The sequence below is a fragment of the Ruminococcus sp. YE71 genome (assembly GCF_900119155.1).
Lineage (GTDB): Bacteria > Bacillota > Clostridia > Oscillospirales > Ruminococcaceae > YE71.
On the sequence record NZ_FPIR01000007.1, the window covers coordinates 157,441 to 175,959 of the forward strand.

The 18,519-nt window shown below is 52.8% G+C and carries 12 protein-coding genes; 3 read left to right on the plus strand and 9 right to left on the minus strand.

Translation table 11 applies throughout. From position 1 onward, the window contains the following. Nucleotides 1-725: 725 nt before the first annotated feature. On the plus strand, nt 726-1,433 hold the full coding sequence (locus BT142_RS08655; protein WP_072417800.1) for a pseudouridine synthase: 708 nt from the start codon (nt 726-728) through the stop codon (nt 1,431-1,433). 209 nt (nt 1,434-1,642) lie between these two features. Continuing rightward, nucleotides 1,643-2,785, plus strand: a complete 1,143-nt coding sequence (gene ugpC / locus BT142_RS08660; protein WP_072417801.1) for an ABC transporter ATP-binding protein — start codon at nt 1,643-1,645, stop codon at nt 2,783-2,785. Nucleotides 2,786-3,213: 428 nt separating this feature from the next. On the opposite strand, the gene BT142_RS08665 is transcribed toward ugpC, so the two are convergent. The 7 genes from BT142_RS08665 to secA form a co-directional block, all read right to left on the minus strand. Further along, nucleotides 3,214-5,586, minus strand: coding sequence for a hypothetical protein (locus tag BT142_RS08665; protein ID WP_072417802.1), 2,373 nt, complete (start codon nt 5,584-5,586; stop codon nt 3,214-3,216). 36 nt (nt 5,587-5,622) lie between these two features. Continuing rightward, nucleotides 5,623-6,384 (minus strand): 23S rRNA (guanosine(2251)-2'-O)-methyltransferase RlmB, encoded by a 762-nt coding sequence (gene rlmB / locus BT142_RS08670; protein ID WP_072417803.1) that lies wholly within the window; start codon nt 6,382-6,384, stop codon nt 5,623-5,625. Nucleotides 6,385-6,826: 442 nt separating this feature from the next. Then, entirely contained in the window at nt 6,827-7,510 is a 684-nt protein-coding gene (locus BT142_RS08675) for a PHP domain-containing protein (protein ID WP_072417804.1), read from the minus strand. Continuing rightward, the gene (locus tag BT142_RS08680; protein WP_072417805.1) at nt 7,510-8,679 is read right to left on the minus strand and encodes an AGE family epimerase/isomerase; all 1,170 of its coding nucleotides are present in this window, start codon (nt 8,677-8,679) and stop codon (nt 7,510-7,512) included. Before BT142_RS08680 ends, BT142_RS08675 begins: the two co-directional genes overlap by 1 nt. A 386-nt stretch (nt 8,680-9,065) precedes the next feature. Further along, a complete protein-coding gene (locus tag BT142_RS08685; RefSeq protein WP_072417806.1) occupies nt 9,066-9,596 on the minus strand; it encodes a 2'-5' RNA ligase family protein in 531 nt (176 codons plus the stop codon). A 6-nt stretch (nt 9,597-9,602) separates the two neighbouring features. Beyond that, entirely contained in the window at nt 9,603-10,874 is a 1,272-nt protein-coding gene (locus tag BT142_RS08690; protein WP_072417807.1) for a DUF1015 domain-containing protein, read from the minus strand. A 349-nt stretch (nt 10,875-11,223) separates the two neighbouring features. Beyond that, entirely contained in the window at nt 11,224-13,980 is a 2,757-nt protein-coding gene (secA, locus tag BT142_RS08695) for a preprotein translocase subunit SecA (protein WP_072417808.1), read from the minus strand. Between the two features lie 273 nt (nt 13,981-14,253). Between secA and BT142_RS08700 the strand changes: the two genes are divergently transcribed. Continuing rightward, on the plus strand, nt 14,254-15,447 hold the full coding sequence (locus BT142_RS08700) for a hypothetical protein (RefSeq protein WP_072417809.1): 1,194 nt from the start codon (nt 14,254-14,256) through the stop codon (nt 15,445-15,447). 436 nt (nt 15,448-15,883) lie between these two features. Here BT142_RS08700 and mnmE read toward each other — a convergent pair whose 3' ends face one another. Both mnmE and cbiD read right to left on the minus strand, forming a co-directional pair. After that, a complete protein-coding gene (gene mnmE / locus BT142_RS08705; protein WP_072417810.1) occupies nt 15,884-17,248 on the minus strand; it encodes a tRNA uridine-5-carboxymethylaminomethyl(34) synthesis GTPase MnmE in 1,365 nt (454 codons plus the stop codon). Nucleotides 17,249-17,338: 90 nt separating this feature from the next. Continuing rightward, the gene (gene cbiD / locus BT142_RS08710; RefSeq protein ID WP_072417811.1) at nt 17,339-18,508 is read right to left on the minus strand and encodes a cobalt-precorrin-5B (C(1))-methyltransferase CbiD; all 1,170 of its coding nucleotides are present in this window, start codon (nt 18,506-18,508) and stop codon (nt 17,339-17,341) included. Nucleotides 18,509-18,519 lie beyond the last annotated feature (11 nt).

Consider the following 18,519-nt stretch of genomic DNA (forward strand, 5'->3'; position numbering starts at 1 on the left):
TATAATTATATAACAGTATCGTGCTTTTGTCAACCTTCTGTACAAAAAAATTCTCATAAGAAGCTATTTTCTGTGACTTGCACAATAATTGCGCTTTTACGGGCTTGATTTTCTATCTTTGCGAATGTGTTATCAGACTGTAAATTTTTCTTAAACATCAAAAATCGCCGAAAAACTGCGGTATTGCGCGGTTTTTGCGGCTTGGGTTTTGACTGCTCTTGACTTTCGGGGCTGTTTGTGTTAATATTGAACTTGTATGACGGCTTTTTTATTTTTTTATTTTATATTGTGAGGTGCTTTCTCGCACCTTCGGTGCGACAGGGGGTTTCGCTCGAATCGCTTGCGCTCTCTCACGAAAATAAAATCGGCAAATCTGTTGTTCTTTATAATTTGATTAGGTTTTTTCATGTTGAGCCTTTATTGACGGTTTGTTGGGATTTGCCGATTTTATGTTGGTGGGGACGTTTGTCCGCTTACGGGTCGGTGCGACCTCTCGGGTACGGGGACTCTGTCCCCGTGCCCCTGCTGGGGGACCCTTTGAAAAGGGTCACCCCAGACCCCTCCTAAACTTTTTGAGACTCTGGCGAACACGGTTATTTTGTTTGATGAGTCGCGGAGCTTTCTTCCCGATTGCTCAAACATGATTTGGCGTAGCCAAATCACCGCGAATTTGGTGCAGGGGTCACTGCCCCTGCTTTCATATTTTTCTTATAAAGGAGCAGAATATGCGTATAGATAAATTTATCTCGTCTCAGCGGACCGATCTCTCTCGCTCGGATGTTAAAAAACTTATAAAAGATGGCAGGGTCTCCGCCGACGGTCTTACCGTCCGTACCCCCGACTATAAGGTCTCCGAAAACTCCTCCGTTACCGTTGACGGCTCCCCGATAACGTTTAAAAGGTTCCTATATATCATGCTCAATAAACCGCAGGGCTACGTCTGCTCTACTAAAGAAGGAAAATCCCCCACCGTCCTCGAACTCGTCCCCCCCGAACTCCGCCGCAAAGACCTTTTCCCGGCAGGCAGGCTCGATAAGGACACCGAAGGCTTCGTCCTCATCACCGATGACGGTCAGCTCGCTCACGATATGCTCGCCCCATCAAAACACGTCCCCAAGACCTATTTCGTCCGCCTCCGCGACCCCTACGACCCCTCCTACGAAATCGTTTTTACGAAAGGCGTCACCATCGACGGCGGCGAACTCTGCCTCCCCGCCGAACTTACCCCCGATGATTCCGACCCCTTCGCCTGCACTCTCATCATCCGCGAGGGCAAATTCCATCAGGTCAAAAGGATGTTTGAATCCGTTGGAAATAAGGTGGTTTATCTCAAACGAGTACGGATAGGCGGACTCGATCTCGACCCCGAATTGCCCCTCGGAAGCTGTTTGGAGATTATGCACAAAGATGTTGAAAAGATAATACCCCATTAAAGTCAATTTTTCATTTTCGCTTGATACACCGCGAAATTTTCGTCATTATTTATAAAGCAGCTGTAAAAAGTTTAGTCAAAAAAACTCTTGTAAGTATATGAAAAATTTGCTATGATATTACTATAGCAAAACGGCAATGGGATAGTGTGGCTTTTTATATCCCTTCCGCTATGTACCAAATGAAATAAATTCAGGGAGGTCCTATTTGAATGGCAAGTGTATCATTAAGAGAGATCTATAAGAAGTATCCGGGCGGCGTTATCGCTGTTTCGGACTTCAATATTGAGATCAAGGATAAGGAGTTTATAATCCTCGTTGGTCCTTCGGGCTGCGGTAAGTCCACTACCCTGCGTATGATCGCAGGTCTGGAGGAGATCTCCGAGGGTGAGCTGTATATCGGCGACCGTCTCGTTAACGACATCGCTCCTAAGGACAGAGATATCGCAATGGTTTTCCAGAACTACGCTCTATATCCTCATATGACTGTTTTCGAGAACATGGCTTTCGGTCTGAAGCTCCGCAAGGTTCCTAAGGACGAGATCGCTAAGAAGGTTGAAGAAGCTGCTAAGGCTCTTGACATCGCTCATCTGCTCGACAGAAAGCCGAAGGCTCTTTCCGGTGGTCAGAGACAGCGTGTTGCTCTCGGCCGTGCTATCGTTCGTGAGCCTAAGGTATTCCTTCTCGACGAGCCTCTTTCCAACCTCGACGCTAAGCTCCGTGCTCAGATGAGAACCGAGATCTCCAAGCTCCACAAGAGACTGGGTACCACATTTATCTACGTTACTCATGACCAGACTGAGGCTATGACGATGGGTGACCGTATCGTTGTTATGAAGGACGGTTACATCCAGCAGATCGACACTCCTCAGAACCTTTACAACTATCCTGTTAACCAGTTCGTTGCAGGCTTCATCGGATCTCCCCAGATGAACTTCATCGACGCTAAGCTCCTCAAGGATGGCGGCAAGTACCTCGTTGAGTTCGGCTCCGAGGACACCAAGACCTCCAGAGGCGTTAAGTTCACCGTTCAGGTTCCCGAGTCCAAGGCTGATCCCGAGGCTCTTGAGCCCCTGGTTAACCACGAGATCGTTCTCGGTATCCGTCCTGAGTGCATCCATGACGAAGAGATGTTCATCTCCAACGCTACCACAGGTGTTGTCAACGCTACCGTTGAAGTTACCGAGCTTATGGGTGCTGAGACCTACCTGTACCTCACTTGCGAGGGCATCCCGCTGACTGCAAGAGTATCGCCCAGATCTACTGCAAGACCTCAGGATGTTATCCAGGTTGCTTTCGATCCTAACAGGATCCACATCTTCGACAAGGAGACCGAGAAGAGCGTTGTAAACTGATCTCTGATCTCTCGTTCGGTTTCTTATAAAACTTGATTTTTCGGATCGCTTCCTTTTTGAGGGAGCGATCTTTTTTTGTCTTTGTTTGTGTGTTTGGGTGGGGTGGGGGAGAGAATCGCTGGCGCTCTCTCGCGAAAATAAAATCGGCAAATCTGATTGTTCTTGATGGGTTTGGTTCTTGGATTTCATTTTGCGCCTTTATTGGTGGTTGGCTGGGATTTGCCGATTTTATGTGGTGGGGATGGTTGGCTCTCTTTCGGGACGAAGCCATCTCTCGGGTTCGGGGACTCTGTCCCCGAGCCCCTGCTGGGAGGGACCCTTTGAAAAGGGTCTCCCCCAGACCCCCTCCTAAACTTTTTAGTTCCCTGGCGTAACCTGCTCATTTGGCGTTTGCATAAAAAAAGTCGGTTCATCTGAACCGACCTCTTTTATAGTCTCTTTACATCCTGTATCAGCTTCATCAATACCACAAAGATGATATTGTATACAAATATTACCGTCGGGTTTATTTGCGCAAATGAACCCATCAGCATCAATATCACACTTATCAGTATTCCCAGTATCACCGAACCGTACTGCACCGCAACACCTAAATTCGCGGCGTATTTTACCCTCTTCGCCGCAACTATCAGCATCGCAAACGCCCCCGCATTCTCCTCACAGAACATCGAAGCCGATACGCTCTCCGCAGGCTCGGATATGATGTCGAACTCGTCTCCGCAGCTCTCGGGAAGCATCGTGATACTGCTCGTCTTGATGTCGAACATATGCGCCAGACTTTCCTGCTTCAGAAATGCGTCACAGCTCCTGATGTTGATGCTCACACGCTCGTATTCCAGTGCCTGCATCTGCCTTCTCATCAGCCTGTCCGCGTTCAGCTCGGCAGAGAATATCATCACGGCTTCACCCGCCACCGCAAGGTATACCGCTCCTCTTCTCTTCCCGAAACGCTCTTCCGCCGCCGCCGTCAGCAGTCCCCTGACGTGATATTTTTCGAGCATCTCCCGTCCGCCGAGCATCACTCTCTTGCTGTCTATCCAGCCCGACACGCCCATCGAAGGCTCCGCCACGCAGACGTTCACCGTCCTCAGCCGCGCACCTGTCCCGAGCCTGTCGTACAGCGCGTCCGCCGTCACGCTTCCGCCTGCCTTCGCAAGACTCGCCGCGAGAAGGAGCGCCTGCTCTTCGCTGAACCGCGATGAAAGCATTTTCAGCCCCATTATCTCCACCGAACCCTCGGGGAACAGCTGATGTGCGCTTATCACCACAGTGTCCGTGTCCGCGTGCTCTTCCACCGACGAGTAGCCCAGCAGCACCGCCGAACAGCCCAGCAGTTTCTTGCAGGCGTTGGTCAGCGGTCGGTTGGCTATCATCACCAGCGAGAACGCCGAACATATCGAGATAGTCCCCGAGATCGCCGCCAGCAGAACGAACATCTTTTCCTGATTGTTGGTGCCGTGCTTGTCGAACTTCCACGACAGCGCCCCGACCAGTATCGAAGCGATCAGTATCACGGGCACGGTCTTTTCCGCGAACAGGTCTGCCAGATCGGAAGAATAGCTGTTCTTCATGAAGTCCCTGACGATGTCGGTCTTTCTCATGAAGGCGATGTCCCTGCGTTTTCTCGTCCGCAGACTGCTCAGCTCGTCGCCGTCCGCCTGCTGAACAGCCGCCAGCCCGTCGCTCTCGGTCATGAAGTCGAAGCTCCTGAGCGTTCTTCTCACGATGCTGAGTTTGCCGAGGGTGCTGACCAGCAGAAGCGTTATCGCCGCCGAGGTGTAGATGTGGAAATACCCGTATTTCAGCGATTCGGGCTCAAACAGCGTCACCAGACCCGAAATGAGAGCCGCGATAAGGTTCAGCGAGACCAGCGTATCGCTGTCGGGGGACAGTCTGAACAGGTTCTTGAAGCCGTTCACCACCACCGAGTAGGAGAACCCGACGGCGATTATCCCGAGTATAGTGTTGGTAAAAATATAAGCCGAGGGGTTGATAGTCCTGTCGAAGACCGCCGCCATAGGCTGTTCGAGGTCGTTGGCGATGCTGATGAACAGGCTGAACACCGAAGCCACGAGAAGCACGGCGCTCCTGACCATCAGATGCGACCTCATCCTGAGGATGCTTTCCCTGACGATGTCCCTGTCCGCCTCCGAGGTGTATTCGGTCTGACGGCTCCTTATCTTTTTCGGGTCGTGGTCGTCGGAAGTCCTCATAGTGAACGCCGCGCCCCTGTTGCCGTTTCTTCTGACGTACTCAACGGGTTCGGTCTCGTCGTCCGTATATTCGTCGGGCAGTTCCGCGAACTCCTCCGCCGCGTATTCCTCCGCGATAACGGGGGGAACATCCTCCCGCGCCGCGAAATCTGCGCCGTCGTTCATATCGGCGATGTCGTTGTCGTGAACATCCGCAAACAACTTTTCCTGCGGCTCACGGGATCCCGCCTGCGGTTTCTCCGCGTAAGCCCCGATAACAGCCCCCACATCCGAAAAGACCTCTTCGGGCGGCTCAGGCTCAGCCGTTCGCCTGCGGACGGGTTCACGTCTCACGTTCTCACGGTGATGCACATGATGTTCGTGATGTTCACGGTGTTCGTGATGTTCCTGCTCATGCTCACGATGTTCATGATGAACGTGATGTTCGCCCGAATGCCGATGATGTGTCTCACGCACGGGCTCGTCGTCCTCATCACCGCCGAACTCGGTGAACCATTTCTCACCTATGGCGGGGATGATATCATCCGCGGTCGGTCTGTTGTTTCCTATATTCTTGTTGTTATAGTTCTTGTTCTCGTTTTCTTCCATACACACACCACACGATCTCAGAAAGAGTGATACTCATCATTTTCTTCTCTGTCTCACGGCCTCATACATACAGATACCTGCCGCCACCGAAGCGTTGAGCGAGTTCACCTGTCCGTACATCGGCAGGCTCACAAGGAAGTCGCAGTTTTCGCGCATCAGTCTGCTCATGCCGAACCCTTCCGACCCGATAACGAACGCCGCCGCCCCTGTGAGGTCGGTCTTATAGATATCATCGCCCGACATATCGGTGCCGTAGATCCACACGCCTGCCGCCTTGAGCTCCTTGACCGCCGCCGCGAGGTTCGGCACTCTTGCGGTCTTTATCCAGCTTGCCGCGCCTGCCGAAGTCTTATGCACGGTATAATTGAGCGTCGCGCTCCTGCGTTTCGGAATGATTATCCCGTGAGCGCCTGCCGCCTCAGCCGTTCTGATGATAGCGCCGAGGTTATGGGGGTCTTCTATCTCATCGCAGATGATGATGAGCGGATCCTCGCCCTTCTGACGTGCGTCTTCGAGTATTTCCTCGATGGTGTAATACTCCGCGCACCCGAGCATTGCCGCGCATCCCTGATGTACAGCCCCTGCGCACATATGGTCGAGCTTTTTGTCATCGACCTGTTTCACTATGATGTCTCTTTCCTTCGCCAGCGCACAGATTCGGCTTATCGAACCGCCTGCGTTCCTGTTCACATAAAGAGTATCTATGTTCCGTCCCGACTTTATTGCCTCGGTCACGGCGTTTCGTCCGCAGATGAGCGTCTGCTGCTGCTCATCGGTTTTCTCGGGTGTTTTCTTCATTTCGGGTTCCTTTCATGGCTTTCTTGGATTTCTTGGGTTTCTTGGGTTGATTGTTTTTTTTTGGGGGATGTCGTTTTATTGACGCTTTGCGTCAATCGGGGGGGTTCACTCGAATCGCTTCGCTCTCTCGCGAAAATAAAATCGGCAAATCTCTTGTTCTTGGTAGGTTGGCTCTCTTTCGGGTCGAAGCTGCCTCTCGGGGGCGGGGACTCTGTCCCCGAGCCCCTGCTGGGAGGGAGCCTTTGTAGCCGTGCGAAGCTAAGGCGGGGGTCTCCCTCCCCTCCTAAACTTTTTGATTCTCTGGCGAAACCGTGTAATTTTGTTTGATGGGGCGCGGAGCTTTCTTCCCGATCGCTCTAACAAGATTTGGCGTAGCCAAATCACCGCGAATTTGGTGCAGGGGTCACTGCCCCTGCCTGGCGAATTCGGGTCATTGGTTGGATCATCTATGTTTGAGTGCCTCTATTTCGCCGTACTTGATGGCTCTTACAAAGTCCTCTATCGTCACTATCTTATTTTTAGTGTACACACCAAAATAATTCTCACTATCTTTCTCGGTCGCATGATGACAGTCGCTTCCCGCAGTCTTCACAAATCCGTACTGCTCCGCATACCAGTCCGCTCTCTCGTTCCACTTTTCCATGCGGTTCCCCGCATTGTAGACCTCGACCGCATCCGTGTATAACGGCAGAAACTTCATCTCCCTGATGTAATTCGCCTCACGGAACGGATGCGCATGGACGATGACTCCGTCCGCAATATGCACCCTGTCGCAAAACTCCTGCACATCCATGTTCAAACAGTTCGGATTGTCCAGCAGCCACTTCTTGTCCACTCCGTACACCAGCAGATCGCACCCGCTCCACGCATACTCCAGCCCGAACAGCACGTTCAGACCTATCTCGTCGCCGCGCTTCTTCGCGTTCTCATACCCGACACAGAAATTCTCCACCTGCTGCTCCCACGGCAGCGACCTGTCAACAGTCGTATTCCCGTTGAGAAAATGGTCGGTGATGATGATGGTGTCGTACCCTGCCGCCTTGTACTGCTCCGCCTGAAACGCCCCGCTCGCAGAAGCACACGCCGAAACTTCCGCCGTGTGCATATGTGTTTCCGTCAAAAACATTACAGCTCAACGCCTCTTTTCAGCATTTCAAGGCACATTCTGCCGTTGTGATAGGGGCACTTCCACGGGCCCGTTTCTTCCTTGAAGTCGTGGGGCTTGCCCTCGAAGCTGACTTCCGAATACCACTCGCCGCCCTCGCGCTTGTCCACGATGTCCGACTTGATGTACTCCCAGATGCTTCTCGCCGCTTCGAGATATTTCTTGTCGCCGCTGTGCTGATAGGCGTTCACGAAGCCGACAACGCCCTCAGCCTGCACCCACCATACGCGCTTGCGGTCGATCTTGTCGTTCTCACGCTCGTTGTTGAGTGCTCCGTTTTCTATACCAATGTTGTATATATTCTCCGCAAGCCTGAGGTCGAGAGCGTTGAACTTCCCGATAAGCTCCTTGTCCCCAAGCGTTTCGACTGCAAGGTCGGTCAGCCAGCTTGCTTCGATGTCGTGTCCGTAAGAGTGGATGTCCCCGATGAGCTCGAATTTCTCGTCGAAGAATACCCTCAGCGCGTTCCTGTCGTAGTCGAAGATCTTGTTCTCCACGATGGAAAGCTGCTTTTTCAGCGCTTCCGCTACCCTCTCAGACTTGTTAGCCTTGTAAAGCTCGGTGTAAGCCTCGATGAGGTGCAGAACGCTGTTCATCGTCTTTTCCGCGTGCAGACCGTTCTCCGAAAGCGCCTCGTTGTCCGCGAGCTTCCAGTCGCGTGTGAACGCCTCGCGGCATCCGTACTCGTCGGGAGTCTTCGTCTCGATGTCGTCGAACAGTCTCTCCGCCAGCGCCAGCGCTTCCCTGACGCCTGTGGCATTGTAGTAACAGCTCAGCGCATACACCGCGAACGCGATGTTGTAGGTGTGCTTCATGTCGTCCGAAGGCTTCCCGTCAAAGGTCGTCATCCAGTACACTCCGCCCATCTCGTAGTCTATGCAGTTCTTCTTCACATACTCGAAAGCATGGTCGGCAAGCTCCCTGCACTCCCGATCTTTCAACACCTCGTAACAAGCCGAGAAAAACCACAGTATCCTCGAATGCAGAATGACTCCCTTGTCCGCTTTCTTGTCAAGCACAAGGTCAAACCCCCTGTACCCGTAGAATCCGCCGAACTCATCGTCCCGAAGCGCCGCCCAGTAAGGCAGAATGTGCCCCACCAGCTCGCCCTTTACCTCGTCTAAAAACATAATTACCTCTCCTTGTATTGCTTTTCTTGTCCATATAAAGTGCAGATCTAACTGGGGGAAACCTTTCTGAAGAAAGGTTCTCCCCCAGACCCCCTTCCAAAGACTTTTAATATGTCGTTTGTTGGGTGTGGTCGGAAAGATAGACTATCACCGTTTCAAGAGTGACCATCTGGAATAATCCTGCAAATGAGGCGTAAACCTCCCTTGAACGTCTTTTTGGCAAAGTCCAAGCCATTAAAAAAAGAATCACAAACCTGCCGACCGATACTATCTATAATAGCATAACACCCCTTGCCAAAAAGTATTAAAAATTTTAGGAAAGGGGTCTGGGGGAGAACCCTTTTTTAAAAGGGTTTCCCCCAGTAAAACGTCCCGTCAACGCACAATCACCGATATTCGCGCACGAGTTCTACGGGGTTCCAGACCTTGTAGAGTTCGAGGTGGTCTACGGTGAGTTCGAGGGGAAAGAATTCAGATTTTTTAAGTTTTTTGTACATCCTGTGTATTCTGCCGTGGTCTTTGCTGACGGCGAGAGTTATGTGGGGATGTTCACCGACCTTGTGGCCGAGCGTATCTTTGAGCCCGTCTGTCAGCGAGTAGAAGCCGTCGGCTGGGCGGATTTTCAGGCAGAGCATAACGCTGTCCTCATGTCCGTGCAGAAGGATAGGCTTTTCGGCGAAAACAGTGCAGGCGCTGCGGAACTGATATCCGCAGAGCCGACCCAGCATCGTCCCGTCCTTTTCCTTCGCCCAGTTGAACAGTGAGATATGATAACCGAACACACTGTCAGCCTGTTCCCTGTCGCATCCGCGACCGTAAGGTATCTTATTCGCAGAATCCGAAGTAGCCTTTTTCATCAGGAATTTCAGTTCGGTCAGACTTTCCTGTGAAAACCCCGCAGCAATAACGTGCCCCATAATAAATCAATCCTCAGTTATTTTTCTTGCCTCAACGTAATATCTCTTATCTCTTGCATGACCCATGCTGAATGTCTTTCTCGGCAGAGCGCCGTCGGCGATGACCGTCGGGAAAAGCTCCTGCTTCGACATATCGGGCAGTACGAAACCTACCGCGCCATCTGCCGCCGCAAGTCTCTCCACAACATCCGTTCCGTGGATGTAGTCGATCTCCGCGCCGTTGTCCTTTACCCACTTGTCGAGGAAATTCTGCACGGTCCCCACCGTCAGTTTGCTCGACTCGTTTGCGATAGTATACCACTTTGTCTCGCCGTTATTCACGATGGCGAAGGACTGCTTTCCGTCGGTCTTGCCCTCGCTGAGACCCAGCGCTTCGGTGATGTCGGCGATGAGCTTGCCCTCGTCAACACCCGTCACGATGCGGTGGATAGCCTCGAAATTCAGCGCAGGCGAGTGCAGGTTCACGATCTCCGCCAGCGCGTATCTCGCAGGATGACGGCTCATGTCCTTGTCGGGGTTTTCAGCCTTCAACTGCTCGTAGAACGCCTTTGCAGTCGCCAGCGAATGGTTTCCGTCGCCCATCGCGTATACCAGCGGCTCGGCGTCGGTCAGACCGTACCTGCGGTTGAAAGCGTTCCTGTCCGCCAGCTTGTCAAGCTCGCCGAACACCGCTTCCTGCGCAAGACTGTCCAGCAGCCACGCGTCGATGCGGCCGCCGCCCTGCATCAGGTCGAAACCGTACAGCTTTTTCAGGCTGTCCTTCATGCCCGCTATCGGCTCGATGACCTGCTTCTTCTCGTCGTCGATGAGTATCATGATGTGCGGAAGCTCCACAGGCGCGGACTTCCTTACCTTCACTCTCGGAGGGATGCGCTCGACAACAGTCGCTTCGGTAGCCCTTACCTGCGAGGTCGAACCCTTCGTGTAGTCGTACTGCTCAAGGTCGATCGCACCTACAATGCCTGCTCTTACTATACCGTCGGTCTGCACCCTCTCGATATAGATGAGCGCGTCCTTGTACTCCTCGAAAACTTCCGTGTCAAGATACCCGAACATATTCGCGTGTATCTTCGCGATGCGCTCGTCAACATCCTTCTCGTTTAGGTACACCTCGGGCAGAATAAGGTCGAGCGCCGTGACAGCACCCTCGGTTATCTGCTTTGTCTCCGCCCAGTACTCAGGCTCGGCTGTGAACTGGTCGCAGGCAATGACCGCCCATTTTTCCATATCTACGTCCTTAGGCAGAAGAATATCCGCCGCGTGAAATGCAGTTAACATACACAATTTCCTTTCCGAAAAAAGCCGACAGCACCCGCCATCGGCTTTCATTATCTCTTGTTTGTGGTTCTACGCTTCGTTCTTTCCGGGGGGAAACCTTTCTGAAGAAAGGTTCTCCCCCCAGACCCCCTTTCCAAAGACTTTTAATACTTTTTGGCTTTTGGGTGGTTCTTCCTGATTTTGTGCAGGTCGGAAAGTTCGTAGTTCTCCTTTAATATAGCGAGCCCTTGCAAAAAAGACGTTCAAGGGTGCATAACGCATCATTCAAAACACATCCAACAAACGACAATATTAAAAGTTTTAGGAATGGGATTTCACCAAAGAAAAACCAACGTTCAGGCTCCAACCATCAGTCGTCCGAATCGTCGCCTGCGCTGTTTGCGTTGGCAGCCGAAGCGCCGCAGCACTTCTTGTACTTCTTGCCGCTTCCGCAGGGGCAGGGATCGTTGGGGCCGATCTTCTTGCGTCTGTGGCGAGCGGTGTAGCCCTTGTTGGAAGTAGTCTCGGAGCCTGCCACCTGACGCTTCGGAACCTGCTGGCGGATCTGGATAGTGAACAGCATTCTGACGGTATCTTCGCGGATGGAGTCAACCATTGCGTCGAACATCTCGAAGCCTTCCATACGGTATTCAACAACGGGGTTTTTCTGACCGTAGGAGCGCAGAGTGATACCTCTCTTGAGCTGATCCATATCGTCGATGTGATCCATCCACTTCTGGTCAACGATCTTGAGCAGAACATATCTCTCGACCTCGCGGAGTCTCTCGGTACCGAGTTCCTGCTCACGCTTTTCGTAGATCTTGTCAGCTCTCTCCTGCAACTGCTTGATGATATCCGCCTTAGATACCGCTTCAAGCTCTTCGGGAGTGTAGTTGAAGTCCGACTCGGTAGTGATGAGGTTCATCAGGTGTTCTTTAAGACCCTCAAGGTTCCAGTCGTCGTGTATCTCGTCGTCGAGCAGGTACATATTAACGCTGCCCTCAACGAACTGATTTATCATGTTCACGATGCTCTCGTGGATATCCTCACCGTCGAGAACCTGCTGTCTCTGACCGTAGATGATCTCACGCTGAGTATTCATAACATCGTCGTAGTTCAGAACGTTCTTTCTGATGTTGAAGTTTCTGCCTTCGAGCTTCTTCTGCGAGGACTCGATGATGCCCGTGAGCATTCTCGACTGTATCGGCATATCCTCGTCAACCTTGAGGGTATCCATCATGGAAGTTACCTTGTCGCCGCCGAAGAGTCTCATCAGGTCGTCTTCGAGGGAGAGGAAGAACTGGCTCTCACCGGGGTCGCCCTGACGTCCCGCACGTCCGCGGAGCTGGTTGTCGATACGTCTGGACTCGTGACGCTCGGTACCGATTATGTACAGACCGCCTGCCTCGCGCACCTTGTCCGCCTTGTCCGCAACTTCCTTATCGAACTTATCCTTGAATTCTCTGTACTTCTTTCTTGCGTCAAGGATCTCCTGATCGTCGGTCTCGGAGAAACCTGTAGCCTCAACGATGATCTCTTCGGGAATGTCGAGCTTTCTGAGCTCCTCGGTAGCGAGGTACTCGGAGTTACCGCCCAGCAGGATATCGGTACCACGGCCCGCCATGTTGGTCGCGATGGTAACAGCGCCGTACTTACCTGCCTGAGCTACGATCTTAGCTTCCTTCTCGTGGTACTTGGCGTTCAGCACCTGATGCTTAACGCCCTTGTTTTTCAGCAGTCTGGAGAGGTACTCCGACTTCTCGACCGAAACGGTACCTACGAGGACAGGCTGACCCTTCTTGTTGCACTCGATTATCTGTTCGATAACGGCGTTGTACTTAGCCTTCTCGGTCTTGTAGATAACGTCCGAGTGATCCTTTCTTGCGATAGGCTTGTTGGTAGGTATCTCGATAACGTCGAGCTTGTAGATCTCTCTGAACTCGTCCTCTTCGGTGAGCGCAGTACCTGTCATACCCGACAGCTTCTTGTAAAGTCTGAAATAGTTCTGGAATGTGATGGTAGCGATGGTCTTGCTCTCGCGTGCTACCTTAACGCCTTCCTTAGCCTCGATAGCCTGATGCAGACCGTCGTTGTAGCGTCTGCCCACCATGATACGTCCCGTGAACTCGTCAACGATGAGGACTTCGCCGTCCTTTACAACGTAGTCGGTATCTCTCTTCATGGTACCGTTAGCCTTGATAGCCTGATTTATGTGGTGGAGAAGGGTAAGGTTGTCCGCGTCCATAAGGTTGATGACACCGAACGCCTTTTCTGCCTTCTTAACGCCGCTCTTGGTAAGGGTAGCGGTCTTAGCCTTTTCGTCGATGATGTAGTCGCCGTCGAGAAGGTCGTTATCAGCCTTGTCGTCCATTTCAACAACGGTAACGGGCTTTAAGGTCTTAGCGAATCTGTCAGCCGCCTGATAAAGCTCGCTGGACTCCTCGCCCTGACCCGAGATGATAAGCGGAGTTCTCGCCTCATCTATGAGTATCGAGTCCACCTCGTCCACGATAGCGAAGGCGTGAGGTCTCTGTACCTGAGCCGACTTTTCAACTTCTCTGTTGTCACGCAGATAGTCGAAACCGAACTCATTGTTGGTACCGTAAGTGATATCCGCGTTGTAAGCGATGTGCTTTTCTTCCTTGCTCATGCCCTGAAGAACACAGCCGATGGTGAGGCCGAGGAATCTGAATACCTTACCCATCTCTTCCGACTGGAACTTTGCCAGGTAGTCGTTAACGGTAACAACGTGAACGCCCTTGCCGTTCAGCGCGTTTGAATAAGCCGCAAGACACGCAACGAGCGTCTTACCTTCACCTGTTCTCATCTCGGCGATTCTGCCCTGATGCAGAACGATAGCACCGATTATCTGTACGGGGTATGCCTTCTTTCCGAGCACTCTCCATGCGCCCTCACGGCATACAGCCAGCGCATCGGGAAGAGTATCGTCGAGAGTTGTTACTCCGTCAGCCAGCTTCTCTTTCAGGATCCTGGTCTGATCTCTCAGTTCATGATCGCTCATTTTCTGATACTTCGATTCAAGCTCCAGAACCTTGTCCTTGATAGGCTCTATTCTTTTAAGCTCCTTCTTGGAGTAGTTTCCAAACAGTGCGTCCATTAAACCCATGTCAATAATTCACCTCATCGTTTATTTGCTTTTCTTCAAAAGCGAGGATATAAAGATACATTATATATTATAACAAATATTCATCCCTCTGTCAAGTACAAAATTTCATACAGCTCTGACAAAATGCCCAAAGAGATCTCAAAACCATTGTGAATGATAACGAAAAAGATAACAAATTAGTAATTGTTATTGAAAAATTTTCTGTTTTATGTTATAATTTAGATATAGTTAACAAAAGAAACCAACAAAATTACCAAAAGGAGAGAACAAACATTGGAAAAAAACACAGTAAAAAAGATAAAAAAGACCGTGATATCGCTGTTTGCCGCCGCCGCGCTCGCCGCTTCACAGTTCGCCTGCGCAGTATCCGCGGCTGACGCCGAGTACATCTACCTGTCGGGCAAAAAGATAGCCCGCGTCAAGGAAAACGGCTCGGTCGTCCTCATAAATCAGAAAGACCCGCACCTTAACGGCAGGGCGATAAATTATCTGCTCAATAACGACAAAAGGCTGACCCTCGTCTTTCCGCCCGAACGCATCGAGACCGACCGCGGCATGACCCTTGGCAGCAACAAGACCATCCTCGCAACGGGCGCGACTATCTATCAGGTCAACCCCCAGAAACAGATAATCAACAACAACTGCACGAAACTCAACTACCGCTCCATCGAGAATATCTCCATCACGGGCGGCAGATGGGAGATCGCCGATAACGCAAGGATGCTCCGCGATACTTCGACCATCAGATTCAATCACGGTCAGAACATAAAGCTCAGCAATATGACCGTCATGACCAACTACCGCAGTCACGGTGTCGAGATAATCGCCTGCCGAAATATGACGCTCTCGGGATGCAAGGTCATCGCAGAAGGTACGCCTTCCGCTACCTGCCTCGAAGAAGCCGTTCAGATCGACCTCGCGTCAAAGGCGACCGCTCCCACCGTCGCACAGTTCGGCGAACAGTACGTTCAGGGTCAGACCTGCTACAATATCACCGTCCAGAACTGCACGATAAAAGGCGGAAGAGGTCTCTGCTGCAACAAGACCGCTACCGAAAATAAAAGGTTCTATAACTGCTATCACAAAAATATCGTGGTCACAGGCTGCGACATCACAGGCGTTACTTCCGAAGCCCTGTGTATGCACAACACCTACGGCGTGACAGTCAAGAATAATGTTATCAGATCACTCGGAACCCGTCTGGACAAGACTTACTCCATAGGTCTGAACGTGGCGTCCTTCGGAAACGTCAACTGCACATCCATGCCGAATAACATCATCGGAAACACCGTCTACGGCGGTCTGTACGGCATCTGCGTCAGGGCTCAGGAGGGAAGCACCGTCTTCGGCACCACCAACGTCAAAAACAACACCATCTACTGCAAAAAAGGCACCAAAAACTGCAAGTACGTAAAAAACTGCCGCTCCTACACCGCGTCCGGCAACAAAGTCTACAAATGGAACTAACCATGAACGAGAAGATCGCGAGATCTCCTCGTTTTTTTCTTGGGGGAGAACCCACGCCTTAGCTACGCACGTCCGCCTTAGCTTCGCACGGCTAAAAAAAGAGTTCTCCCCCAAACCCCCTTCCTAAAATTTTTAATATTGGTGACGTTTTGTTTGTAGGGGACGTTTGACTCTCACCGCTTATTTATGTAGGGTGAGCATATAAAATTCAGATAGCAAAAAAGCGGAGGAAACACCCCCGCCCCAAAACAAATATTCACTCATGAAATGGTGATAGTCTATCTTCAAGACCACACCAACCGTTCAACATATTAAAAGTCTTTGGAAGGGGGTCTGGGGGAGAACCTTTCTTCTAGCCGTGCGAAGCTAAGGCGGACGTGCGTAGCTAAGGCGGACGTGCGAAGCTAAGGCGGGTTTCCCCCAGTGAAACACCCCGTCACTTCCCCACGCAGAAGCGGCTGAAGACTTCGTTTACGATGTCGTCGGTTATGCGGTCGCCTGTTATTTCTGCGAGGGCGGCGGCGGCTTCGGTGATGTCGATGGTGACGACGTCGGGGGACATTCCTGTGAGGATGCCGTCTCTGGCTCTTTCGAGGCTTTCGACTGCTCTTCCGAGGCAGAAGCGCTGACGCTCGTTGACGAAGATCATGCCCTCGTCGGGGTCGAGACCGCCGAACAATTCAGCCGCCGCGGCTTCGAGTTCCTCGCGTCCCTTGCCCGTTTTGGCAGAGATACCGATAACGTAAGCCATGCCGCCGAGCAGTTCCGCGTAGCCGTTTCCTTCGGAGATGTCGGTCTTGTTGATGAGGGCGATGACTCTGCCGCCGCAGGACTTGACTTCCTCGATGAGCAGTTTGTCCTCGTCGTCGGGGGCGGTCGAGCCGTCGAACACCGCGATTATGAGGGCGCTCTCGCCCAGTTTTTTCCTCGCAAGCTCAACGCCTATCCGCTCCACCGCGTCCTCGGTCTCGCGAAGTCCTGCGGTGTCGGTAAGTCTGAGGGTCACGTCACCGAGCCTTACGGTCTCTTCGAGCAGGTCGCGGGTCGTGCCTGCGATGTCGGTGACGATAGCCCGTTCGTAGCCCAGCAGAAGATTCATCAGCGTCGATTTGCCGACGTTGGGCTTGCCGACAATGACCGCAGGGATGCCGTTTCTGAACATCATGCCGTTGTCGTAGCCCTTGATGAGCTTTTCCGCCGCCGCGAGGCACTCATCGACAGTCGCGGTCATGTTGTCGCCGCCGACCTCGGGCAGATCCTCGTCGGGGTAGTCAGCCCATGCGGCGAGTTCGCCGAGCAGACTTGTGAGCCGAGCCCTGACCTTGCCTATCCTGTCCGAGAGCTCGCCCGTTCGGGTAAGGTTCGCCGAGCGCAGAGTGAGCTCGCCCTGCGCCGAGATAAGTTCCATGACCGACTCCGCCTGCGCGAGGTCGAGTTTTCCGTTAACGAAAGCCGTCCTTGTGAACTCGCCGCGCTCGGCAGGCCGTGCGCCGTTTTCGCAGCAGAGCCTGAGCACGCGTTTGGTGATGTACACGCCGCCGTGACAGCTTATCTCCGCCACGTCCTCACCCGTGTACGAATGGGGGGCGCGGAAAACGGTGAGCACGGCGTCGTCGATACGTTCGCCGCCGTCAACGACCTTACCGTAAGCGCAGGTATAACCCTTCATATCCCCGACCGCGATGCCCGAATACGGGACGAACACTTCCGAAGCGACTTTGAGCGCGTCCTCACCGCTTATCCTCACGACCGCAACAGCACCCTCGCCGAGAGCTGTTGCTACAGCACAAACTGCCTGCATATTGACCTCCAAAATGTTTTTTTCTTGCTGATTGTTTTGTAACCTCACTGCCCGAAAGAAAGCGAACGGACTTCTTCCGTCGCTTCCTTTTCAGAGGTGTGTCTGCGGCTTTTGGTGCGTTTTGGGTTCTGTTTCCTTTTTGGCTTTTTCCAATATCTCTTCTGTGCCTTCTGTCATCAGCGTTACGCCATGCTTATCCTCAAAAATTACCACACCTATCTCAACTTCGCCGCCGACTCTCTCCCTCAGATACCTCCCGACTCTCTCTCTCAGTATCCGCATCGAATCCTCCGTCAGCCCCGCTCCGTCCAGAACATCGAGCGCCGCATCCGTCGTCACACAGCCGTCTATCGCCCTCAAAACCTCCGCGTCCGCGCCCGCCAGCGCCGCACATACCATCAGCGTCTCACGCCGACCGTCCGCTTCGTGCGAATGCGTGTTCATGATGCCGCTCCCGAGCTTTACCAGCTTGCCCAGATGCCCGATGACGCATATCCGCTCAAAACCCATCGCGGCTCCGATGTCTATCGCCTCGCCGATGAAATTCGAGCAGGTCACGCACCGACCCGCCAGACTCGGCGATCTCTCCGCGATGAACCTCTCGCTGTAGTTCCCGACCGTCAGCATCAGCGTCCTCATGCCCTCGGCTTTCCTCACGCCTGCCTCGGTGCGTATCGTCTCCACCAGCGCACGGCTGCTCATCGGCTCGACTATCCCCGTCGTCCCGATTATCGAGATGCCGCCCACTATCCCGAGCCGCGGATTGAAGGTCTTCTTTGCGATCTTCTCCCCCTCGGGCACGCTGATGACCACCGAAAAACCGCCCGTGTACCCGAAGGTCTCTGCCTCTTTCCTGACCGCCGCCGCGATCATCCTTCTCGGCGTCGAGTTTATCGCCGCGTTCCCCACAGGCTGATCCAGCCCGTCCTTCGTCACGCGCCCGACCCCTTCGCCGCCGTCTATCGCGACCTCGGGAGCATCCGTCATCGTCACCTCGGCAAAGACCTTGATGCCGTTGGTCACGTCGGGGTCGTCGCCGCTGTCCTTCACCACCGAACAGCTCGCGGAACTCTCGCCCACCTCAAGGTCGGTGACGGGCAGCTTCAAAGCGATCCCCTTGGGGGTCATCAGCCCGATCTCCGTCACCCGATCACCCGACAGCAGAGCCCTGACCGCCGCCGCCGAAGCCGCCGCCGCGCACGACCCCGTAGTGTATCCGCACCGCATCTGCCGCCCGTGGTATAAAACAAACTGATCCATAGCATCACCAA